The sequence below is a fragment of the Sphingomonas sp. CFBP 13706 genome, assembly GCF_014842355.1.
GTDB classification, from domain to species: Bacteria; Pseudomonadota; Alphaproteobacteria; order Sphingomonadales; family Sphingomonadaceae; genus Sphingomonas; species Sphingomonas aerolata.
This window is the reverse complement of the sequence record NZ_JACYVM010000001.1, coordinates 158,129-180,333: the sequence shown is the minus strand read 5'-3', so window position 1 is coordinate 180,333 and position 22,205 is coordinate 158,129. Positions and strand designations below refer to the sequence as shown.

Sequence of the window (22,205 nt, the reverse complement as noted above, 5' to 3'; positions counted from 1 at the left end):
ATGGGACGGAGCGATCCGCGCGACGACGTGGGCGATCGAACCGAGGATGACGGTCGCGATCTGACATTACGCTGGTCGGGTCAGATCTCGCTCACGCGGCGCATCCTCGCCGTCAATATCTTTGCGCTCCTGCTGCTCGCAGGCGGCTTTTTCTACCTCGATTCCTATCGCAGCCGGATCGTCGACAGCCGCGTCGCGCAGGCCGCACGCGAGGCGCGGCTGATCGGTGAGGCAATCGCCGCAGTCGATCCGGCGCTGCGTGAGCCGCTCATCGTTCGGCTGGCGCAGGATACGGGCTCGCAGATCCGGGTCTTCGACCGCGACGGGCAGATCATCAAGGACAGTCGCGCACTGGGGCTGCGCAGTTTCGTGCTGCACGACCCGGACAAGGAAGACTGGGGGCAGGATGCCGCGCGCTTTCTCGACGCGGTCATCGACGTGGTCGTGATGGCGCCCCGCGCACCGCTTTACCGCGAACGCGGCCCGCGGCAACGCTGGCCCGACGTCGAGGACGTACGGTTGCGGCATGGCATCTCCACGACGGTCTGGCGCGCGCCCGACCGCACCCCGGTGATAACGGCTGCGGCCCGCGTGCCGGGCGGCGGCGTGGTGATGACGACGGTGAACGCGCGCGACATCACGCGCACCGTGCGTATCGAACGCTTCCGCCTGAGCATGGTGCTGTTGCTGGTCTCGATCGTCTCCGTGCTGCTCTCGCTATTTCTTGCACGAACGATCGTCCGCCCCCTCCGCCGTCTGGCACGAGCGGCGGTACGGGTACGGCTCGGACGCGCGCGCGAGGTCGTTGTTCCTCGGCTGCCGTCGCGCCGGGATGAATTGGGGATGCTCGCCCGCGCGCTGTCGGACATGAGCCTGGCGCTCAGGGCTCGCATCGACGCGACCGAAGCCTTCGCTGCCGATGTTACGCATGAAATGAAGAACCCGCTGGCGTCGCTACGGTCTGCGGTGGAAGGGCTGTCACGCGTGCAGGATCCCGCCCTCCAGGAGCAGCTGATGGCGATCGTGCGAGATGATGTCCATCGACTAGATCGGCTGATCTCCGACATCTCCGACGCGTCGCGACTCGACGCACAGCTCAGCCGGGCAAAGTTCGAACCGATCGACATGGTCAGCCTGATCGACGGCTTGCTGTCGCAGCGCCTCGCTCGCGACGTCGAACGTGAAATCCGCTTTCGCTTCGACCGCAGCGACGATGGCCCGTTCGTTGTGCTCGGCGAAGGCGCCCGGCTCGAGCGTGTGATCGAGAACCTGATTGATAACGCGGTATCCTTCTCGCCCGACCGTGGCCTGATCACGCTGTCCGCCATGCGCGGCGCACACGAGGTCGTCCTTCGCGTCGAGGATGAGGGCCCGGGCGTCCCTTCAGACGCACGCGATGCGATCTTTCGACGCTTCCACTCAGTCAGGCCTGAGGGCGAAGCCTTCGGGCGTCACTCCGGACTAGGGCTGGCCATTGCGCGCACCATCGTCGAGGGGCATCAGGGCACGATCACCGTCGAATCGCGTGAGGATCGGCTGGGCGGTGCCCGGTTCGTAATCCATCTGCCGCTGTACGCACGATGAGGGAGCTCTAGTTCTGTCCGTCCTCTCGTCCGATCGCCTGCATGCGACGACCGTCTCGATCGGCGGCCAGGGCGTCCTGCTGGAAGGACCTTCCGGCATCGGCAAGTCCGACCTCGCCCTCCGCCTGATCGACCGCGGCGCGATGCTGGTCAGCGACGACCAGACCATCGTCGTGCGGTCGGGGACCCGGCTGCTGGCGCACGCGCCCGCTTCCATCGCTGGCCAGATCGAGGTTCGGGGTCTGGGCATTATCGCCATGCACTATGTTGTCGACATACCCATCGCCCTGCTCGTACGGCTAGGAGAACAGGTTCCGCGGATGCCCGAACTTGAGGCGCGGCGGATCGCTGGTGTCGATATCCCGGTCCTCCTGCTCGAACCACGCCAGGCGTCCGCTCCACTGAAGGTTGAACTGGCTCTGACACACGGAATTCTCGCCGCATGACGCGCCAATCAAAGCCGATCCTGCTGATCACCGGCATGTCGGGCGCGGGCAAATCGACCGTTCTCAAGACGCTTGAGGATCTGGGCTGGGAGATCGTCGACAACCTGCCGCTCCTGCTGCTCGATCGGCTGCTGGATACGCCGCGCGCACAGGGACAAATGGATGATTCCACCCCCCTGGCGATTGGTATTGGCTCGCAAACGCGCGATTTTGATGCCGATCGCATCATCGGGCGTATCCGCGATCTGCGCGATCGGCACGGTCTGGAAATCGGGACGCTGTTCCTCGACTGCTCGGGGGTAGAACTCGAGCGACGCTATTCCGAGACGCGGCGGCGGCATCCGCTAGCCCCCGATCGCCCCGCGGGCGACGGGATCGCGCGCGAGCGTGAAATGCTGCGGCCGCTGCGCGACTGGGCGAACCGGTTGATTGACACGACCACATTGGCGGCCAACGAACTGGCGCAACAGATCCGCCACAGCTTCGCGCAGGACGATCAGGGTGCTCCGACGCTGTCGATCCAGTCGTTCGGCTTCGCGCGCGGGCTACCGCGCAACGCTGACCTCGTCTTCGACATGCGGTTTTTGCGAAATCCGCATTGGGATCCGCAGCTGCGTCCTGGGACCGGACTGGATGCGGAGGTTGCGCAATATGTCATGGCCGATCCGGCCTATGAAGCCGCTGTCAGCCGCATCGAGGATCTGCTGCTCCTGTTGCTGCCGCGCTACAAGGCGGAGGGCAAGTCCTATGTCAGCGTTGCGATCGGGTGTACCGGAGGGAGACACCGATCGGTTCATGTTGCCGAACGGATCGCCGGACGGTTGCGCGCAGAGGGTTTTTCGCCCACGGTAAACCATCGCGACCTGGGGGCCGCGCCGCAGGACTCGCTTGAGGGACCACCGGTCGGCTTATGAGTATGAAGCGTCTGATATGATCGGCCTAGTTTTGGTGACCCACGGGCGGCTCGCCGACGAGTTCGTGACCGCAATGGTCCATGTCGTCGGCCCGCAGGAACGTGTCGCGGCAATCGCGATTGGCCCGGATGACGATATGGAGGAACGCCGCGCGGATATCGCGACGGCGATCGCCGAGGTCGATGCGGGACGCGGCGTGATCGTGCTGACAGACCTGTTCGGCGGTACCCCGTCCAACCTTGCCATCTCCCTGATGGAGCGGGGCCGGGTGGAGGTGATCGCGGGAATGAACCTACCGATGCTGATCCGTCTGGGGTCGGCGCGCAAGGCGATGACGGTCGTGGCGGCGGTCGCTGCCGCGCGTGAAGCCGGCCGGAAATATATATCCGTCGCATCCGAGGTTCTCGGCGAGGCGGCAGCGTGACTGCGGTTGCGCGCACTGTCCTGATCACCAACCGCCGGGGATTGCATGCCCGGGCGAGCGCGAAGTTCGTTACGCTCGCGTCCTCACAGCCCTGCGACGTGGTGGTCGAGAAGGACGGCGCGGGGAGCGTGACGGGAACGTCGATCATGGGGCTGATGATGCTCGGGGCCGCGATGGGCGATTCGATCGTCATATCGGCGACTGGCGACGGCGCGGACGAAACCGTTGCCCGGCTGGTCGAACTTGTCGAAGCCAAGTTCGGCGAGGATTGAGCCCCCTTCCCCGCAGCGCTTGCCGCGCCGGGTTGCGGCGGGCATGAGCGGCGCGTGTTTACCAACCTCCCCTGTTTCCGCGCGCCGAAGGGCCGATAAATGCCTCGCGAAATTACCGCCTTCTCGAACCCGTTGATCAAATATGTCCGCGATCTTCGCGACAAGCGACATCGCAAGGCTGCACGGCAGTTCCTTGCCGAGGGGTTGCGGATCCTGACAGAGGCGCGGGAAACGGGCCGGCTGCCCCGCACGCTTTTCTACGCCGCGGCGAGCGCCAACCACCCGCTGGTCCATGCGCTGTCGATGGATGTCGAGGAGGCGGGCGGCGAATCGATCCAGACGACGCCGGACATCCTGTCGAAGCTGTCGGGCAAGGACAATCCGCAGGCGGTGGTCGGCGTGTTCGATGAGTTCGACGCGGCACTCGAGGATCTGGACCGGACCAGCGCGGGGATCTGGCTGGTGGCCGAGCGACTGCGGGATCCGGGGAATCTCGGCACGATCCTGCGGACCGGCGATGCCGTCGGGGCGGGCGGGCTGATCCTGATCGGCGAGTCGGTCGATCCGTTCTCGGTCGAGGCGGTGCGGGCGAGCATGGGGGCGCTGTTCACCATTCCGGTCGTCAAAACCGAGTGGGCGCCGTTCGAGGCGTGGCTCCGCAGCGGCCCGGGGCAGTTGGTCGGGCTGAGCCTCGACACCGAGACCGATTACCGGGCGGCGACGTACAGCGCCCCGACCTTCCTGCTGACCGGCAACGAGGCGCAGGGTATGCCGGCGGAGATGGCCGAGGGCTGCGACACGCTGGTGAAGATCCCGATGCTGGGCAAGGCCGACAGCCTCAACGCCGCGGTCGCAACCGCGGTGATGGCCTATGAGGTTCTTGCCCAACAGCGTTAAAAATGCGGGTTAAACGTCTGCGGTCTCCGGTTTCTCGATCAATGCCGGCCCCTCGCCCAGCGCCAGCGCGTCGATCGACGACACGTCCTCGAGATCACGCGCGCCGGTCTCGATATTGAGGTCGCGAAACTTGCGGCCGGTGACCATCAGGCGGCCGTTGAACGAGTTGGTGAAGCCGTTGAAGTTCTTCACCGCGCTGTTGAGACCGACCCCGACCTTGCGGAGATCGTCCGCGACCTTGGCGAGCCGATCGTGCATCTCCTTGCCGAGCTCGCCGATCTTGCGCGCCTCGTTGGCGAGCTTCTCCTGCCGCCAGACCGCGGCGACGGTCCGGGCGATTGCGATCAGATTGGTAGGAGTGGCGAGCAACACCCTCTTTTCAAAAGCGAAATCCCAGAGCGTCGGATCATGTTCGAGCGCGGCGGAGAGGAAATGTTCGCCGGGGACGAACATGATCACATAATCGGGCGTGTCGGCGAACTGGCTCCAATAGGCCTTGTTGCCGAGCCCGTTGACGTGTGCACGCATCGACGCGGCGTGTGCCGCCAGACCGACCAGCCGCTCGGCCTCGTCGACCGCGCCGAACGCATCCTGATAGGCGTTGAGCGAGACCTTGGCATCGATGACGAGCGCGCGGCCGCCCGGGACCCGGATGATCGCATCGGGGCGAAGCCGGGCGCCGGCGCGCTCATCGGCATCGCCGACCGCGACGCTGACCTCGGTCTGGAAATCGGTATGTTCGCTGAGGCCGCAGGTCTCGAGCACGTTCTTCAACTGCTGCTCGCCCCAGCGGCCGCGCGACTTAGGCGCGTTGCGCAGCGAGTTGACGAGCTTGGCGGCTTCGGTCGAGACCTTTTCCTGGCCGAGCCGCATCTGTTCGATCTGCCCCTTGAGATCGCCGAACGCGTCGCGGCGCTCCGCCTCGACCTTGGCGACGCCCTCTTCATAGCGCTGCAGCCGGTCGCTGACGGGCTGGAGCATCGACTTGAGGTTCTGCCCGGCGGATTCCTCGGACTGGCGGAAGCGGGCGTCGGCGCGGTCGAGGAAGGTCTTCTGCGCGTCGCTCAGCAGCTTGTTGGCGACGTCGCCGAACTGCGCGGCCATCACGTCCTTGGCGTCGCGCAGCTCGACCAGCCGCGCCTCGAACGCCTCGCTGCGGGCATGCTCGGTGGCGAGTTCGGTGCGCGCGGCGTCGCGGTCGGCGCGGATCGTCGCGAGATCGGTGCGCAGGCGGTCCGCCTCCCCGGCCCGCTCGGCATTCTGCGCACGCAGCGTGGCGAGATCCTGAAGCGCGGCATTGCGCTCCTGCTCGACCGCGTCGCGCGTGGTACGGACCAGATCATAGTCGGCGGCACGGGTCCTGGCGACCGCGAGATCGCTGGCGAGTGCGCCGGCACGACGCGAGGCCAGCAACCAGCCGAGCAGCAGTCCGGCGGCGGCCGCGAGCAGCGCGACGATCACGAGTTCGGTCATGCTAGCGTCCCAATGTTGTGAATGTTGAGACGATAAGCGGGTTTTGCGCCGAGATTCGTACAATTTCCGGCTGCGGGACCGGCCATGCAGGGTTTGGGCGCGGGCGGCTGGGGGGGCACGGTCTGGAAGGTCATCGGTGGAACATAGCACGAACGACTTGGGTAGGACAGAGGGATTTTCCTACCTTCGGGCGTTGTCCTTGGTCGCTACTGTAGCAGAGTTGGGCTTTGCGGGCGGTAGTGCGTCATCGCCGGGGACGTGCCAGCTGGGCCCCGGCCTTCGCCGGGGTGGTGCTTTTGGGAGTGCGCCGCCCCTCGTTGCGGAGCTATCGCAGGTGGGCTCCGGTGTTTGCTGGGCAGTGTTCTTGGCGTGTGCCGCCCGCGAGTGCGGGGGGCTTCGCTGCCTGGGCCCCGGCCTTCGCCGGGGAACTGGTCTGGTTGGCCGGTCGAGTTCACGACCGGCGCGGATCAGCCGAGCTTGCGGGCCTTGGCGAGCTTCTTGAGGACCATGTCTCGCTTGAGGCGGCTGATGTGGTCGATGAACAATACGCCGTCGAGATGGTCGATCTCGTGCTGCATGCAGGTCGAGAGCAGGCCGTCGAGCTCTTCCTCATGCGCGGCGCCGGTCTCGTCGAGCCACTTCACGCGGCAGCGGGCGGGGCGGACGACCTCGGCATATTGCTCGGGGATCGAGAGGCAGCCCTCGTTATAGGTCGACATCTCTTCGCTGACCGAAAGGATCTCGGCGTTGATATACGCCTTGGGATTCCTGATCGGCTTGTCCTCTTCGTCCTTCTCTTCCTGAAGGTCGATGACGAGGACGCGCTGCTGCACGCCGACCTGGGTCGCGGCGAGGCCGATGCCGTTGAAGTCGTACATCGTCTCGATCATGTCGGCGACGAGCGTACGGGTGGAATCGTCCACCGACGCCACCGGCTCCGCGACGAGGCGCAGGCGGGGATCGGGGACTTCGAGAACGGTCATGACGGTCATGCTGCGCAGCTAGGTTCCGCGGGTTGAGCCGTCAAGCATTTGGGTTAGGCCGCGACGATCAGGCCATCGGGCGACGCGCGCGCAGCGCCTGGGCGAGCGTGCCCTCGTCGAGATAGTCGAGCTCGCCGCCCACCGGCAGGCCGTGCGCGAGCTGCGTGACGCGGACGGGGAATCGTTCGATCCGTTCGGCGATGTAATGCGCGGTGGTCTGGCCTTCGAGCGTCGCGTTCATCGCGAGCACGACCTCGTCGATCCCCCCCGCCTCGATCCGGCGGACGAGATTGTCGATGCTGAGATCCTCGGGACGGATGCCTTCGAGTGCGGACAGGCGACCGCCAAGCACGTGGAAGCGACCGGGAAACAGCCGCGAGCGATCGAGCGCCCAGAGATCGGCGACCTCCTCGACGACGCAGAGCGAGCGCTGGTCGCGGCGGGGGTCGGCGCAGATCGCGCATGGGTTGGTCGTGTCGACATTGCCGCAGACGCTGCAATTCTCCAGCCGCTCGTCGACCGCGGTCAGCGCCTCGCGCAGCGGACCCAGCGCGGCGTCGCGCTTCTTGAGCAGATGCAGCACGGCGCGGCGTGCGGACCGGGGGCCGAGGCCGGGGAGCCGGGCCAGCGCCTGCGTCAGCGCCTCGATCTCGGGGGATGCCATCACGACCAGATAGGGGGTTGCGTCGCTCCCCGCCAGCGTGTTCGAGAGGGGCATGCGGATCATCTTCATGGGAACGCCGGACTTCGCGGTGCCGGTGCTGGAGGCCCTCGTCGCGGCGGGGCATGACTTGGTGGCGGCCTATTGCCAGCCGGCACGACCGGGCGGGCGACGCGGGCGCGAGCTGGTGCCGTCGCCGGTCCAGGTCCGGGCGGAGGCGCTGGGCATAGAGGTTCGGACGCCGGTGTCGTTCAAGGCGTCGCTGCCCGAGGGGCTCGCCGCGCGGGAAGCGTTTGCGGCGCTCGACGCTGATGTCGCGGTGGTGGCCGCCTATGGCCTGATCCTGCCGCGCGCGGTGCTCGAGGCGCCGCGGCTCGGGTGCCTCAACGTCCATGGCTCGCTGTTGCCGCGGTGGCGCGGGGCGGCACCGGTGCAGCGCGCGATCCTCGCGGGCGATGCGGAGACGGGCGTCGGGATCATGCAGATGGAGGCCGGGCTCGATACCGGGCCGGTCAGGCTCGAAGGGCGGACGCCGGTCGCGGGCAAGACCGCGGGCGACCTGACCGCCGAGCTGTCGGTGATGGGGGCGCGGCTGATGGTCGAGGTGCTGGGCGATCTCGACGCCTACCCTGCCCGGCCGCAGCCCGAAGACGGCGTCACCTATGCGGCCAAGATCGACAAGGCGGAGGCGCGGATCGATTTCGAGCGGCCGGCGGTCGAGGTCGAGCGGCTGGTGCGCGCGATGAACCCGGCGCCGGGCGCGTGGTTCGAGGTTGCCGGCGAGCGGGTCAAGGTGCTGGCGGCGGACGTGTTGCCGTTCAGCTTCCTGGGGTGCGAGGGGCTGACGGTAAATGCCGAGCTGACGATCGGGTGCGGCGACGGTGCGATCCGGCCCACGTTGGTGCAACGGGCCGGGCGCGGCGTCACCTCGGCCGAGGAGTTGCTGCGCGGGTTTGCGATTCCCTCGGGGACCCAGCTTTGACGCGGTTCGCGCTCACGGTGGAGTTTGACGGCCGGCCGTTCATGGGCTGGCAGCGGCAGAAGCATGGGCCGAGCGTGCAGGCCGCGCTCGAGGCGGCGGTGCTGAAGATGACCGGCGAGGCCGTGTCGGTGCAGGCGGCGGGGCGGACCGATGCGGGGGTGCACGGGATCGCGATGCGCGCGCATGTCGATATCGAGAAGCCGCTCGCGGCGTTTCGGTTGATGGAGGGGCTGAACGCGCTGGTCAAACCGGCGCCGGTGTCGGTTCTGGCGTGCGAGGTGGTGCCCGACGACTGGCATGCGCGGTTTTCCTGTATCGGCCGGTCGTATGAATACCGGATCGTCAACCGGCGCGCGCCGCTGAGCTTCGAGGCGGGGCTGGCGTGGCAGGTGCCGCAGCCGCTCGATGCGGACGCGATGGCCGAAGCGGCGCGCGCGCTGGTCGGGCGGCATGACTTCACGACGTTTCGGTCGGCGCATTGCCAGGCGGACAGTCCGGTGCGGACGCTCGACCGGCTCGACGTGGTGCGCGCGGGCGAGCGGCTGTTCGTCTACGGGGCGGCGCGGTCGTTCCTGCATCACCAGGTGCGGTCGATGGTCGGGTGCCTGGCGCTGGTCGGCATGGGGCGCTGGGCGGTCGGCGATGTCGCGGAGGCGCTGGCGGCGAAGGATCGGGCGATGCTGGGGCTCAATGCACCGCCCGATGGGTTGTTCTTCGAAACCGCGGTTTATCCCTAACGAGACAAGAGGTTAGCGGACGAACTTCGCAGCGAGTTCGACATGGGTGGACCAGCGGAACTGGCCGACCGGCTGGATCCAGTCGATCCGCCAGCCGGCATCGCACAGCTCCTTGGCATCGCGCGCGAAGCTCGCCGGGTTGCACGAGACGTAGACGATGACCGGGGTTCTGGACGCGGCGAGCGCACCGGCCTGTTCGCGTGCGCCCGAGCGGGGCGGATCGATCACCACCGCGTCGAACCGGTCGAGCTCGGCCACCGTCAGCGGGCGGCGGTAGAGGTCGCGGTGCTCGGGGAAGACCGGGCGTTGCAGGCGGTGCGCGGCGGCCTTGAGCGCGGTCAGCGCGTCGCGCGCGCCCTCCGCGGCATAGACCTTTGCCGGGATCGCGAGCGTGAAGGTGCCAAGCCCGGCGAACAGGTCGGCGACGGTGGCGGGCGTGCCGATCGCCTCGAGCACCGCGGCGGTGAGCGCGGCCTCGCCATCGGGCGTCGCCTGGAGGAACGAGGCGGGCGGCAGCGGCACGGGGACGCCGCCCAGCGTGATCGTCACCGCATCGGGCTCCCAGCGGGTCTCCGGCCCCAGACCGTCGTCGAACGCGACGCGGGCGATGCCGTGCTCCTCGCAGAACCGGGTGAGCGCCTCGGCGGCGGGGAGGCCTTCGGGCGCGAAGCCGGTGATCAGGATGTCGGCGCCCTGGTCCGCGAGCGTCAGGTGGATGTCCGCGCGGCGGCGGAAATTGAGGCGCTTGAGCAGGGTGCGCAAGGGAGCGACGAGCGCGAACAGCCGCGGATCGAGGATCCAGCATTCCTTGATGTCGACGATCAGATGCGCCTTCTCGGCGGTGAAGCCGAGCGTGATCCTGCCGCCCTTGGCCTCGGCATGCAGCGTCGCGCGGCGGCGGCTGCGGACCGGCGAGATATGCGGGGTGCGGATCGGCGCGGACAGGCCCTGCCCGTCGAGTGCGGAGGCGATCCGGTCGGTGACGAAGGCGCTGTAGCTCTCGTCGTCGAGATGCTGGAGCTGGCAGCCGCCACAGGTCGGGAAATGGACGCAGGGCGGCGTCTGGTGGTGCGGGCCGTGGGTCACGCTGCCGTCGGCCGCGAGTGTGTCGCCGGGCGCGGTGAAGGCGGCGTGGCGGCCATCGGCGGTGATGCCGTCGCCGCGTGCGGCGACGCGGACGATGGTGTCGGTCGTTGGGTCACTGGTCATAAGGACGCTCTGGCCGACCGGAGCGCATCCGCCAAGTCATCGGCGATAAATGCCGGCCCCGAACGACGCGCGGCCTCGCCGTGAAGCCACACGCCCGCGGCGGCGGCGGCGAACGGATCGAGCCCTGCGGCCAACATCGCGCCGATCGTGCCGGCGAGGACGTCGCCGGTGCCCGCGGTGGAGAGCCAGTCGCTCGCGACGGGGGCGAGCCGGACGCGGCCGTCGGGGGCGGCGATGACGGTGTCCGCGCCCTTGAAGACGACGACCGCCCCGGTGCGGGCGGCGGCGTCGCGGGCGCGGGTGATCTTGTCGTCGGCCGATCGCCCGAACAGCGCGTCGAATTCGCCGGCGTGCGGGGTGAGGATGACCGGGACGGTGAGCGCGCGGATCCGGTCGGGATCGAGCAGGCGGAGCGCGTCACCGTCGAGGACGAGCGGGTGGCCGGCAGCCAGCGCGGCGTCGAGTCGGACGCGGGCGGTGGCGTCGCGGCCGAGGCCTGGACCGATGACGAGCGCGCCGATCCGGTCGTTGGCGAGTGCGTGGTCGGAGAATGCCGCGCGGACGAGTGCGTGCGGCGGGCCCGCGCTGTCGCCGAGCAACGTCACATAGCCCGCGCCCGCGCGCATCGCGGCGAGCGCGGCAAGGTCGGCCGCGCCCGCCATCGTGCCGGCGATGACCGCGACCATCCCGCGGGTGTATTTGTGCGCATCGGGTCCGGGGGGTGCGAGGTGGGGGCTTTTGAGCACTTCGATCTGACTGGTGACGGGGACGCCGATGTCGAGGAGGCGGATCTCGCCGCAATAGCGGGCGGCGGGCTGGAGGAGGTGCACGGGTTTGAGTGCGCCGAGGGCTAGCGTGAGGTGGAAGACGGGGGGTGTCGTGAGCGCGCGGCCGGAGTCGGTGGCGAGGCCGCTGGGGAGGTCGATGGCTATGGTGAGGGTGGCGGCGGTGGTTAGGGTGTGGAGGCTTTCCACTACAGATACCTCCCCGGCGGAGGCCGGGGTCCAGTTGGGTGAACCGTGCACGTCGTCGATAGCGGTGCCCAACTGGGCCCCGGCCTTCGCCGGGGGGGTGTTTGGGGTTTGGGGAGAAGTACCATTCAAGGGTCGGGTGAGGCCGGTGCCGAAGAGGGCGTCGACGAGGACGGGGGCGGGCTTCGCGTCGGCGAGAGCTTCGACGGGGCCGGGCCACCCTGCCCTTGCCGCCCTGGCCGCGTCGGTGCGGGGTTCGGACAGTGCGGCGACGCGGACGGTTGCGCCCAGCTCGGCGAGCACGCGCGCGGCGACATAGCCGTCGCCGCCATTGTTGCCGGGGCCGCAGAGGATCAGGATGGCGTTCGATCCCGCCAGACGGTGGACCGCGTGCGCGATCGCGGTGCCCGCGCGGTCCATCAGCGTATCGACCGTGACGCCGGTTGCGATCACCGCATCCTCGGCCGCGCGCATCTCGGCGGCGGTCAGCACGGGCTGGCCCTCGATCCGGATCATGAGCCGTTCGCGTCCGGCTGGACCGTCGCCGGGAGACGGTAGCGGTCGGTGCCCAGCGCGACGTCGATGCTGCCGGGCGTGGATGCCGTGACCTGCGCCCGCTCCGCTCCGTCGGCGGCGACCACGCCGCGGCCGTCAGGCGAGACGCGCAGCCGGCGAAAGCCGCCATCGGCGTGGCGGAGGGTCAGGATCACGCCATCGGGACCGCGCGCCTGCTCGATCGTGCAGTCGGGGGCCAGGGCCGCGGCCCCCCTGGCGCAGGGGACAGGCATGACGGAAGCGTCCTCGCGGCGCGACGCCGTGTCACCGGCGTCGGGCTTGCCGCTCCCGCAGGCTGCCAGCAGGAGTGAGACAAGCCAGACAAGATACTGCGATCGTTTAGATATCCGCGTAGACATGCGTTTCGGCTGCGGCTCCCGGGTGCGTGACCGCGCCCTTGTACGCCGGACCGACGGTCTTCGCATAGCGCCACAGCGCGCCCGAGCCGTAATCGGTCTTGCGCGGGACCCAGACCGCGCGGCGTGCCGCCATCACGTCCTCGGGAACATCGAGATCGATCGTCCCCGCCTCGGCATCGATATGGATGATGTCGCCATCCTCGACGAGCGCGATCGGGCCGCCATCGGCGGCTTCGGGGCCGACATGGCCGATGCAGAAGCCGCGCGTGCCGCCCGAGAACCGGCCGTCGGTGATCAGCGCGACGCTCTCGCCCATCCCCAGCCCGTAAAGCGCGGCGGTGGTCGAGAGCATCTCGCGCATGCCCGGGCCGCCCTTGGGACCTTCGTAGCGGATGACGATGACCTCGCCCTCGTTGATCGCGCGCGCCTCGACCGCGGCGAAGGTGTCCTCCTCGCAGTCGAACACGCGCGCCGGGCCGCTGAACTGGAGCCGGTGCATGCCCGCGACCTTCACGATCGCGCCATCGGGGGCGAGACTGCCGCGCAGGCCGACCACGCCACCCGTCGGGGTCAGCGGGGTGCTGATGTCGTAGATGACCTTCTGGTCGGGGTTCCACGTCACCTGGTCGATATTCTCGGCCAGCGTCTTGCCGGTGACGGTCATGCAGCTGCCGTCGAGGAACCCGCCGCTGAGCATCGTCTTCATCAGCATGTAGACGCCGCCCGCCTCGTACATGTCCTTGGCGACATACTTCCCACCGGGTTTGAGGTCGGCGATGTACGGCGTTGTCTTGAAGATCTCCGCGACGTCGAACAGGTCGAACTCGATTCCTGCTTCCGACGCCATCGCGGGCAGATGCAGCGCGGCGTTGGTCGAGCCGCCGGTCGCGGCGACGACTCGCGCCGCATTGATGAAGGCCTCACGCGTGCAGATGTCGCGCGGGCGGATATTGTCGGCCAGACACTCCATGACCTGCGCTCCCGCAGCCACCGCGATTTGTTCACGCGTCGTGTAAGGCGCGGGCACCATGTTGCTGTTCGGAATGGACAATCCGATCGCTTCCGCGACGCAGGCCATGGTGTTGGCGGTATATTGCCCACCGCAGGCGCCGTGACCCGGGCAGGCGACCTTCTCGAGCGCATGCACCTCCGACAGCGGGCAGGCGCCGGCGGCATATTTGCCGACGATCTCGAACACGTCGACGACGGTGACGTCGCGTTCCTGATAGCGGCCGGGCAGGATCGAGCCGCCATAGACGAACACCGACGGGATGTTGAGGCGGAGCATCGCCATCATCATGCCGGGCAGCGACTTGTCGCAGCCGGCAAAGCCGACCAGCGCGTCGTAGCAATGCCCGCGGACCGAGAGTTCGACCGAGTCGGCGATAACTTCGCGGCTGACGAGGCTCGCCTTCATCCCCTGATGCCCCATCGCGATGCCGTCGGTGACGGTGATCGTGTTGAAGCGGCGCGGCATCCCGCCGCCCTGGATGACGCCAGCCTGCGCGGCATCGGCCTGCGCGTCGAGCGTGGTGTTGCAGGGGGCCGAGTTGTTGCCGGCGGACGCGAGCGCGACGAACGGACGCGCGATATCCTCTTCGGGGATACCCATCGCGTAGTAATAGCTGCGGTGCGGCGCACGCTCTGGACCGACGGAGACATGCCGGCTCGGCAGGCGCGATTTATCGAATATACGGGTCATGGCGACCGCCTATGTCGCGAGACGGGGCCTTTGCGCAAGACAGTTGCGTATGGATTTGCAGTTTTATCCGCCGCGGCCGCGGTTAGACGAGGACCGCAGAGCCCGCGCGGCGGGCGTCAGAGGCTTTCGAGCGCCTTGGCGACGCCGTCCATCGTGAACGGCTTCTGCAGGCGGGGCCGGTCGCGGAAGCGGGGATCGAGGCCGTCATCGCCACCGCCAGTCGCGAACACGAAGGGAATTCCGCCCTCCGCAAGCCGTTCGGCGATCGGAGTACTCTTCTCACCGCCACGCAGGTTGACGTCGAGGATCGCGGCGTCGACACCCCCGGCCGAGATGCGGTGCAGGGCATCGGCGACGGTGTCGACGGACCCTGCGACGCCCTTGTCCAGCACCTCGAGGAAATCCTCGAGCATCATGGCGATCAACGGTTCATCCTCTACGATGAGGATCTGCTGTGGCACGTTCATATTTTGTACCTTAGGCGGCAATTTCGCCGAGCGCCAACATCTTGTTGCTTAACGTGCCGCAAGAACGTCGCGCGCGGCTTCGGCGAGCTGCTGGACCGAGAAAGGCTTGGGAAGAAACTCGACATTGTCGAGGTCGATCGACTTGCGCAGCTGTTCCTCGGCATAGCCCGACATGAAGACGATCGGCAGGTCGGGATATTTCTCGCGTGCGTGCCGGACCATCGTCGGGCCGTCCATCGTCGGCATCACCACGTCGGTGATCAGCAGGTCGGGGCGGCCGTTCTTCGCCATGATCTCGAGCGCGACCTCGCCATTCTCCGCGGTCAGCACGCTATAGCCCTGGCGGGTGAGCGCGCGTTCGGCGACTGCGCGGACCATGTCCTCGTCCTCGACCAGCAGGATCGTGCCCGTGCCCCACAGGTCGGCGGGCTTCGCCGCGGGCTTGGGCGCGGTGAGCCGCGGCGCGGCGGGGGCGGCATGGACGGGGAGGAAGATGGTGAAGGTTGCCCCCTGCCCCGGCTGCGATTCGGCGAAGATATAGCCGCCCGACTGCTTGACGATGCCGTAGACGGTCGAGAGGCCGAGCCCGGTGCCCTTGCCGAATTCCTTGGTCGTGAAGAACGGCTCGAAGATCTTCGGCAGGACCTCGGGCGGGATCCCGGTGCCGGTGTCCTGGACGATCAGCGCGGTATAGTCCGCGACGGGCAGGATGTCGGAGGCCATCTGCCGCACCTCGGTCGCCGAGACCGAGCGCGTGGTGATGGTCAGCGTGCCGCCGCCGCGCGGGTTGGCGGACAGGATCGCGTCGCGGGCGTTGACCGCGAGATTGACGACGACCTGTTCGAGCTGCCCCGGATCGGCGCGGACCGGCCCGAGGTTGCGGCCGTGCATCATGTCGAGCCGGACGGTCTCGCCCATCAGTCGCTTGAGCAGGTTCGAGACCTCGGACACGACGTCGGGCAGCTGCAGGATCTGCGGGCGCAGCGTCTGCTGGCGACTGAAGGCGAGCAGCTGGCGGGTCAGTCCGGCGGCGCGGTTCGAGTTGGTGCGGATCTGCTGGATGTCGTCATAATCGCTGTCGCCGGGCGAATGGCGCATCAGCATCAGGTCGCAGTGCCCGATGATCGCGGTCAGGATGTTGTTGAAATCATGCGCGACGCCGCCGGCGAGCTGGCCGACCGCCTGCATCTTGGTCGCCTGCGCCACCTCGCGCTTCAGTCGCGATTCCTCGCTATTGTCTTTCAGGCTGAGCAGGACGGCGGCGTCGCCGAGCCCGCGCGCGCCGGCGATGGTCAGCGCGACCGGCTCGTCGGGATGATCCTTCAGCCGGACCGCCATGTCGGTCGAATGCGTCTGCCCGCCCGCGAACCGGCGGATCGCGTCGGCGACCGCGGTCTTGTCCTCGCGCACGACGAGGTCGCCGGGGTAGAGCGGCGGCGCGGCGCCGACGACCCCGGCGGCGCGCAGGAACGAATCGTTCATCTGGATGAAGCGGCCCTCGCGATCGACCAGCGCCATGCTGAACGGCATCAGGCTGACGAGGCTGCGGACATGCGCGGAGGCGGATGCGCCGATCGCGGGCGCGTCCTCCTCGTCGTCGAGCAGAATGACGAGGACGGGGGCGTCGTCGCCCTCGACAAACGGCACCTGCACCACGCGCAGCGGCGTCCCCGCGCCACCCTCGCGCGCGAAGCGGACGAGGCCGCGATTGTCGGTGATCAGGAAGCGCGCGAAGTCGCGGCCCTCGATCGCCTCATGCTCGTCGCCGATCGCGCGGACGCGGAGCACGCGGTTGGTCGCGCGGACGCGGCCGTCGGCGCTGAGCAACGCCGCCATGATCCCGCTGCCGCCGAGCCGGTCGCCGGTCGGCCCGTCGATCAGCCGTTCGGCGGTCTGCGCGAGGTCATAGTCGGGCGCGGTGACGAACCGCCAGACGAGCATGTCCGCCTCGTCGCCGGCGCGGGTGATCGATGCCGAGATGCGCAGCCCGTTGGCGACCAGCCGTTCCGCCTGCGCGTGACCGTCACGCCAGGCGGTGCGTCCGGCCTCGGCCAGCAATACGACCCCACTCGCGTCGAGCGGCAGCCCCGGCGGAGTCGGAAAGCCGCTGAACACCGCGTCATAGGCATCGTTCGCGCAGACCAGCCGGCCCGCGCGATCGGTCACCGCGATCGCATCGCCGCTCGCCTGCGCGACGGCCCGCGTGAAGTCCCAGTCGATCGTGCGCAGTTCGGCGCTGCCGGCGCGTGCGAGCACGCGCCAGACGATCACCGCGCCGATGACGATGATCGCCGCGGCGAGAAAGGCCGCCGCGACGACGATGTCGCCGATCATGCCGAGCACCAGCCCCGACGCGGCGATCCCCGTCACCGCCGCGACGAGGGCGGCGCGACGGTTCGGCCCGAGGCCGGTCTGGGGCGGAAGCGAAACCATGCGATGCCTCTTCCGCTGTTCGGGGGTTTGGGGTCAAGCATCATGTCCCCGCCCGGTTTCCCGGGCAGGGACGCAGCCGGTCACCAGATGCGCACGCGCTGTTCGGGGGCGAGATACAGGCGCTGCGTCGGCTTGGGCTGATAGGCGGCGTACCAGGGGTCGAGATTACGGACGACCGAGGCGCGCTGCTGCGATGGCGAATGCGGATCGGTCAGCAGCCGCTGACGCAGGTTCGCCTCGCGGTAGTTGCGGCGCCAGACCTGCGCCCAGCCGAGATAGAAGCGCTGGTCGCCGGTGAAGCCGTCAAGCACGGGCGCCGCCTTGCCGCCGACCGCGGTGTGATAGGCGTCATAGGCGACCGTCAGCCCGGCGAGATCGGCGATGTTCTAGCCCATCGTCAGCTGGCCCTTCACATGCATGCCCGGCAATGGCTCATAGGCGTCATACTGCGCGCCGAGCTTGCCGGTGAGCGCGTTGAAGCCGGCGATGTCCTTGGGCGTCCACCAGTCGGTGAGCTGGCCCTTGGCATCATATTTCGAACCCTGGTCGTCGAAATGATGGCTCAGTTCGTGGCCGATCACCGCGCCGATGCCGCCATAGTTGACCGCGTCGTCGGCCTTGGGATCGAAGAAGGGCGGCTGGAGGATGGCTGCGGGGAAGACGATCTCGACCATGCCGAAATTGGCATAGGCGTTGACCGTCATCGGCGTCATGCCCCATTCCCAGCGCTGCAAGGGCTTGCCGAGCTTGGCGATATTGTCCTGATGCTGCCATTCGTTGGCGCGCCATTCATTGCCGAACGCGTCGCCGGACGTGATCGTCAGCGCGGACAGGTCCTTCCACTGGCTGGGATAGCCGATCTTGGGGGTGAAGGCGGCGAGCTTGGCATGCGCCTTCTGCTTGGTTTCGGGCGCCATCCAGTCGAGCTTGTCGATCCGGCGGCCCATCGCGGCGAGCACGTTCTTCACCAGCACATCGGCTGCGGCCTTGGTCTCGGGCGGGAAATACTGCGCGACGTAGAGCTTGCTGACCTCGTCGCCGAGCGCACCGCTGGTGAACTGGACGCCGCGCTTCCAGCGGGCCTCCTGCTCGGGGGTGCCGCCGAGCACGGTGCCGTAAAAGGCGAACTGTTCGGCGTCGAACGCCTTTGGCAGCACGTCCGCATAGCCGTCGAGCGAACGCAGGACCAGCTGGTCCTTGAGCACGCCGATCGGCGCGGTCGCGACGAGTTTTGCAATGCCGGTGATCGCCGAGGGCTGCGCGACGATGACGGTCGGTACGGGCGTGCCGGTCGCCTTGAAATAGCCCGCGAAGTCGAAGCCGGGCGCGCGCTTGGCGAGCTCTGCGACGGACATCTTGTTATAGGTCTTGGTCGCGTCGCGGCTGTCGACTCGGGTCCAGCTGACCCGGGCGATCTCGGTCTCGAACGCGAGCAACGCGGCGGCGCGCGCCTCGGCATCGGGTTCGCCGGCGAGCGTCAGCATCTTGGCGATGTGCGCGCGGTAGGCGGTGCGCGCCTCGACCAGCTTGGCGTCGGTGCTGAGATAATAGTCGCGGTCGGGCAGACCGAGCCCCGACTGGCCGAGCGAGAGCGCGTATTGCTCGGGGATCTTGTCGTCCTGGCCGACGCCGCTGCCGAACGGGCCGCCGATCCCGGCGCGATCCGCCTCGGCGAGCAAGGCGGGATAACCCGACCGGTCCTTGAGCGCGGCGATCTTCGCGAGCCATGGGCGGATCGGCGCCAGCCCCTTGGCCTCGATCGTGCCGGTGTCGAGGAAGGTCGCATAGGCGCGACCGATCTTCGAGTTCGAGTCCTTGGCCGCGGTGTCGAGGATGCCGCGGGTGCGCGTCTCGGACAGGTCGGACAGGAAGTTGAACGCGCCGTAGTTCGACTTGTCCGCGGGGATCGGGGTGGTCTTCGCCCAATTGCCATTGGCGAAGGCGTAGAAATCGTCACCGGGCTGGACGCTCTTGTCCATGCCCTTCTCGTCGAAGCCGAAGCTGCCATATTGCGCGCCGGTCGCGGCGGGCGCGGCGGGCGCGGCGGTTGGTTCGGCGGTCTGCGAGATGGCGGCGGTGACGCCGGTGATCGCGGTGGCGGCGAGCAGGCCGGCGGCGATGTAGGTCTTCATGGGGGTCTCCTGGAATTTCGTTGGCGGTACACCTCCCCGGCGAAGGCCGGGGCCCAGTTGGGAAGGTCTTGGTAACGAGGGACAGTCGGCCATTACGTCTGTCCCCCCAACTGGGCCCCGGCCTTCGCCGGGGTGGCGGATAATCCAAGCGGCCGACTGAGACAGGTTGCGAGATACGGATGGGAAGGTGTTGGTAACGTGGGGCACTCCACCGTTAGCTCTGTCCCCCAACTGGGCCCCGGCCTTCGCCGGGGTGGTGCAGATCTGGGGCGCTCGGCGGGAGCGGATTACCAGATGCGGACGCGGGTTGCGGGGGCGAGGTAGCTGGCCTCGCCGGGCTTCACACCGAACGCGGCGTACCAGGGGTCGAGGTTGCGGACGGTGAGGACGCGCTGGTGACCCGGCGAGTGCGGATCGGACAGCAGCGTCTGGCGCAGTGCGGGTTCGCGGAACTTGCTGCGCCAGACGCCGGCCCAGCCATAATAGAAGCGCTGGTCGCCGGTGGTGCCGTCGATCACCGGCGCGGGCTTGCCGCCGAGCGAGCGGTGATAGGCGTCATAGGCGACGGTCAGGCCGGCGAGATCGGCGATGTTCTCGCCGAGCGTCAGGCCGCCCTGGACGTGCAGCCCGGGCAAGGGCTCATAGGCGTCGTACTGCTTGACCAGCGCATCGGTGAAGACCTTGAAGCGCGCGACATCCTGCGGCGTCCACCAGTCGGTGAGCTTGCCGCTGGCGTCGTATTTGCGGCCCTGATCGTCGAAATGATGGCTGATCTCGTGACCGATCACCGCGCCGATGCCGCCATAGTTGATCGCCGGGTCCGCCTTCGGATCGAAGAAGGGCGGCTGGAGGATCGCGGCGGGGAAGACGACCTCGTTCATCGTCGGATTGGCATAGGCGTTGATCGTCATCGGCGTCATGAACCACTCGCCGCGATCGATCGGCTGGCCGAGCTTCTTGAGGTCGCGATCATAGTCGAACGCGTTGGCGCGCGCGACGTTACCGACGAGATCGCCGCGCTGGACCTGAAGCGCGGAATAGTCGCGCCATTTGTCCGGATAGCCGATCTTGGGGGTGAAGGCGGCAAGCTTGGCGAGCGCCTTGGTCTTGGTCTCGGGCGCCATCCAGGCGAGGTTGCGCAACCGGTCGCCCATCGCCGCGATGACGTTCTTGACGAGCTGGTCGGCGGCGGCCTTCGATTCCGGCGGGAAATATCTGGCGACATACTGCTCGCCGATCGCCTCGCCCATCGCGCCCGACACGGTCGAGACGCCGCGCTTCCAGCGGACCTGCTGCTCGGGCGTGCCCGACAGGGTGGTGCCGTAGAAGCCGAAATTGGCCTTGTCGAAATCGTTCGAGAGATAGGGTGCATAGGCGCGCAGCACCTTGAGCATCGCATAGTCCTGAAGGACGTTCACCGGGGTATCGGCAAAGACCTTCGCCTCGCCGGTCAGCGCGCTCGGCTGCGCGACGAGGTAGAAGGGACGACCGGTGACGCCCATCGCGGTCATGTACTGCGCCCAGGGGAAGCCGGGTGCCTTGGCGGCGAAGTCGGCGGCGGTCCATTTATTGTAGGTCTTGTCAGCGTCGCGGCTCTCGATTCGCGTCCAGTGCGCGGTGGCGAGCCCCTTCTCCATCGCGAAGACCGCCGCGGCGCGCGCGGCCGCGTTGGGCTCGCCCGCGAGCGTCAGCATCTGCGCGAGATACGCCTGATAGGCGGTGCGGACCGCGGCGAGCTTGGCATCGTCCTTCAGATAATAGTCGCGATCGGGCAGCCCGAGGCCGCTCTGGCCGAAGCCGACGACATAGGTGGTCGGGTCCTTGTCGTCCTGCTGGACGCCGACGCCGACGAGCCCGCCGACCCCCTGGCGCTGCAGCTTCGCAATCTGGGTGACGAGCGCGGTCTTGTCGGTGGTCGTCTTGAGCGGGGCGAGCATCGGCTTCACCGGGCCCGCCCCCTTCGCGTTGACCGCAGCCTCGTCCATGAAGCTCGCGTAGAAGTCACCGACCTTGTCGCCGGGCTTCGCAGTCGCCGCGTCGAGGATCGTCCGGGTGCGCTCGAGCGACAGGTCCTGGAGGACGTGGAACATGCCGTAGGACGAGCGATCGGCGGGGATCGGCGTCGCCTTCTCCCAGCCGCCATTGGCATAGTCGAAAAAGTCGGTGCCGGGCTTCACCATGGTATCGCGCCCGGCCATGTCGAAGCCGAAATCGCCGATCTGCGGCTTGTTCGCATCCTTCGGCGCGACGGGACCGCTGGCCGCACCGGCGAGCGCGGGCGACGGCGCGGGCGGTCGGGCCGGGGTCTGACTGGTCTGGGCCGAGACCGTTGCGGCGGAGGCGAGCAGAATGGCGGTGACAATCGACGTACGCATCAAGGACCCTCGGGGAAGAACTTCAGGATGCGGTGTGTTCTACGCCGATAAGACGCTCCGTCAATTCGTCGGGCGACAGATAGTGACGATTGTTACGATCCGCGATTATCGTGCCGGTGCCGCCACTTGCGGGCAATCCACAGCCGCCAGCCGAGCGCGCTGAGCGCATAGCCGCCGATCGAGGCGACGATGGTGATGGCAAGGAGGCCCAGCGCGGTGGCGGGCCCCGCCTGCATCAGCCAGGGGATCCAGTCGGCCTGCGCGGCGGCTTCGGCGACCGGCTGGCCGGGGACATGCGCGTCGATCCGCAGCATCCACGACCCGATCCAATAGGCGGCGATCCAGAGCGGCGGGGTCGTCAGCGGATTGGTGATGAAGGTCGTCAGCGCGGCGGTCGGCACATTGGCGCGGAACGGCAGCGCGAACAACGCGGCGACGGGGGTCTGCGCGACCGGCACGAGGATCCCCGCGACCATGCCGAGCGCGACGCCGCGCGGCACCGAGCGCCGGGTAAACCGCCACAGTTCGGGCGCGAGCACGCGGTGCGCGACGGGGCGCAACAGGCGGTTGCGCTCCATCGAATCGCGGGTCGGCAGATTGCGATGCGACCACGCCGCGAGGCGCCCGAAG

19 protein-coding genes and 1 pseudogene are annotated in these 22,205 nt (G+C 68.1%); 8 read left to right on the top strand and 12 right to left on the bottom strand.

The annotated features are described in order from the left end of the window. The 6 genes from IFS44_RS00750 to IFS44_RS00725 all read left to right on the top strand — a co-directional run bounded on the left by IFS44_RS00750 (nt 1) and on the right by IFS44_RS00725 (nt 4,536). Complete coding sequence (locus IFS44_RS00750) at nt 1-1,584, top strand: sensor histidine kinase (RefSeq protein WP_244649790.1); 1,584 nt, start codon at nt 1-3, stop codon at nt 1,582-1,584. Next, the gene (locus IFS44_RS00745; protein WP_342366317.1) at nt 1,562-2,029 is read left to right on the top strand and encodes an HPr kinase/phosphorylase; all 468 of its coding nucleotides are present in this window, start codon (nt 1,562-1,564) and stop codon (nt 2,027-2,029) included. The genes IFS44_RS00750 and IFS44_RS00745 overlap by 23 nt, the downstream gene beginning before the upstream one ends. After that, nucleotides 2,026-2,943: an RNase adapter RapZ gene (gene rapZ, locus IFS44_RS00740; protein WP_056676764.1), complete on the top strand. Its 918-nt coding sequence runs from the start codon at nt 2,026-2,028 to the stop codon at nt 2,941-2,943. Before IFS44_RS00745 ends, rapZ begins: the two co-directional genes overlap by 4 nt. A 16-nt stretch (nt 2,944-2,959) precedes the next feature. After that, nucleotides 2,960-3,367 (top strand): PTS sugar transporter subunit IIA, encoded by a 408-nt coding sequence (locus tag IFS44_RS00735; protein WP_031393408.1) that lies wholly within the window; start codon nt 2,960-2,962, stop codon nt 3,365-3,367. After that, entirely contained in the window at nt 3,364-3,639 is a 276-nt protein-coding gene (locus IFS44_RS00730) for an HPr family phosphocarrier protein (RefSeq protein WP_192097108.1), read from the top strand. Before IFS44_RS00735 ends, IFS44_RS00730 begins: the two co-directional genes overlap by 4 nt. A gap of 99 nt (nt 3,640-3,738) precedes the next feature. Beyond that, nucleotides 3,739-4,536, top strand: coding sequence for a TrmH family RNA methyltransferase (locus IFS44_RS00725; RefSeq protein WP_037528485.1), 798 nt, complete (start codon nt 3,739-3,741; stop codon nt 4,534-4,536). A 9-nt stretch (nt 4,537-4,545) separates the two neighbouring features. Here the strand turns inward: IFS44_RS00725 and rmuC are convergent, their stop codons facing one another. The 3 genes from rmuC to recR form a co-directional block, all read right to left on the bottom strand. Beyond that, a complete protein-coding gene (gene rmuC / locus IFS44_RS00720; RefSeq protein ID WP_192097107.1) occupies nt 4,546-6,009 on the bottom strand; it encodes a DNA recombination protein RmuC in 1,464 nt (487 codons plus the stop codon). A gap of 467 nt (nt 6,010-6,476) precedes the next feature. Further along, a complete protein-coding gene (gene def / locus IFS44_RS00715; protein ID WP_031438987.1) occupies nt 6,477-7,001 on the bottom strand; it encodes a peptide deformylase in 525 nt (174 codons plus the stop codon). A gap of 58 nt (nt 7,002-7,059) precedes the next feature. After that, nucleotides 7,060-7,656: a recombination mediator RecR gene (gene recR / locus IFS44_RS00710; RefSeq protein ID WP_031393413.1), complete on the bottom strand. Its 597-nt coding sequence runs from the start codon at nt 7,654-7,656 to the stop codon at nt 7,060-7,062. Between the two features lie 52 nt (nt 7,657-7,708). Here recR and fmt point away from each other — a divergent pair, with 52 nt between their 5' ends. Continuing rightward, the gene (gene fmt / locus IFS44_RS00705; protein ID WP_192097106.1) at nt 7,709-8,635 is read left to right on the top strand and encodes a methionyl-tRNA formyltransferase; all 927 of its coding nucleotides are present in this window, start codon (nt 7,709-7,711) and stop codon (nt 8,633-8,635) included. Further along, on the top strand, nt 8,632-9,372 hold the full coding sequence (gene truA, locus IFS44_RS00700) for a tRNA pseudouridine(38-40) synthase TruA (protein ID WP_192097105.1): 741 nt from the start codon (nt 8,632-8,634) through the stop codon (nt 9,370-9,372). The genes fmt and truA overlap by 4 nt, the downstream gene beginning before the upstream one ends. A gap of 12 nt (nt 9,373-9,384) precedes the next feature. On the opposite strand, the gene IFS44_RS00695 is transcribed toward truA, so the two are convergent. The 9 genes and pseudogenes from IFS44_RS00695 to IFS44_RS00655 form a co-directional block, all read right to left on the bottom strand. Then, nucleotides 9,385-10,581, bottom strand: coding sequence for a class I SAM-dependent RNA methyltransferase (locus tag IFS44_RS00695; RefSeq protein ID WP_192097104.1), 1,197 nt, complete (start codon nt 10,579-10,581; stop codon nt 9,385-9,387). After that, a complete protein-coding gene (locus IFS44_RS00690) occupies nt 10,578-12,068 on the bottom strand; it encodes an NAD(P)H-hydrate dehydratase (RefSeq protein ID WP_192097103.1) in 1,491 nt (496 codons plus the stop codon). Before IFS44_RS00690 ends, IFS44_RS00695 begins: the two co-directional genes overlap by 4 nt. Next, nucleotides 12,065-12,340 carry a hypothetical protein gene (locus IFS44_RS00685; protein WP_244649787.1) on the bottom strand — a complete coding sequence of 92 codons (276 nt, stop codon included), beginning with the start codon at nt 12,338-12,340 and terminating at the stop codon, nt 12,065-12,067. Before IFS44_RS00685 ends, IFS44_RS00690 begins: the two co-directional genes overlap by 4 nt. Nucleotides 12,341-12,446: 106 nt before the next feature. Continuing rightward, nucleotides 12,447-14,168, bottom strand: a complete 1,722-nt coding sequence (gene ilvD, locus IFS44_RS00680) for a dihydroxy-acid dehydratase (RefSeq protein WP_031440068.1) — start codon at nt 14,166-14,168, stop codon at nt 12,447-12,449. Nucleotides 14,169-14,284: 116 nt separating this feature from the next. Next, nucleotides 14,285-14,635: a response regulator gene (locus IFS44_RS00675; protein ID WP_031396103.1), complete on the bottom strand. Its 351-nt coding sequence runs from the start codon at nt 14,633-14,635 to the stop codon at nt 14,285-14,287. 48 nt (nt 14,636-14,683) lie between these two features. After that, a complete protein-coding gene (locus tag IFS44_RS00670) occupies nt 14,684-17,068 on the bottom strand; it encodes a hybrid sensor histidine kinase/response regulator (RefSeq protein ID WP_056676793.1) in 2,385 nt (794 codons plus the stop codon). 80 nt (nt 17,069-17,148) lie between these two features. Further along, nucleotides 17,149-19,200, bottom strand: a pseudogene (locus tag IFS44_RS00665) (M13 family metallopeptidase). A gap of 287 nt (nt 19,201-19,487) precedes the next feature. Next, nucleotides 19,488-21,575 carry a M13 family metallopeptidase gene (locus tag IFS44_RS00660; RefSeq protein WP_192097101.1) on the bottom strand — a complete coding sequence of 696 codons (2,088 nt, stop codon included), beginning with the start codon at nt 21,573-21,575 and terminating at the stop codon, nt 19,488-19,490. A 92-nt stretch (nt 21,576-21,667) separates the two neighbouring features. Further along, nucleotides 21,668-22,153: a DUF2062 domain-containing protein gene (locus IFS44_RS00655; RefSeq protein WP_051916534.1), complete on the bottom strand. Its 486-nt coding sequence runs from the start codon at nt 22,151-22,153 to the stop codon at nt 21,668-21,670. Nucleotides 22,154-22,205 lie beyond the last annotated feature (52 nt).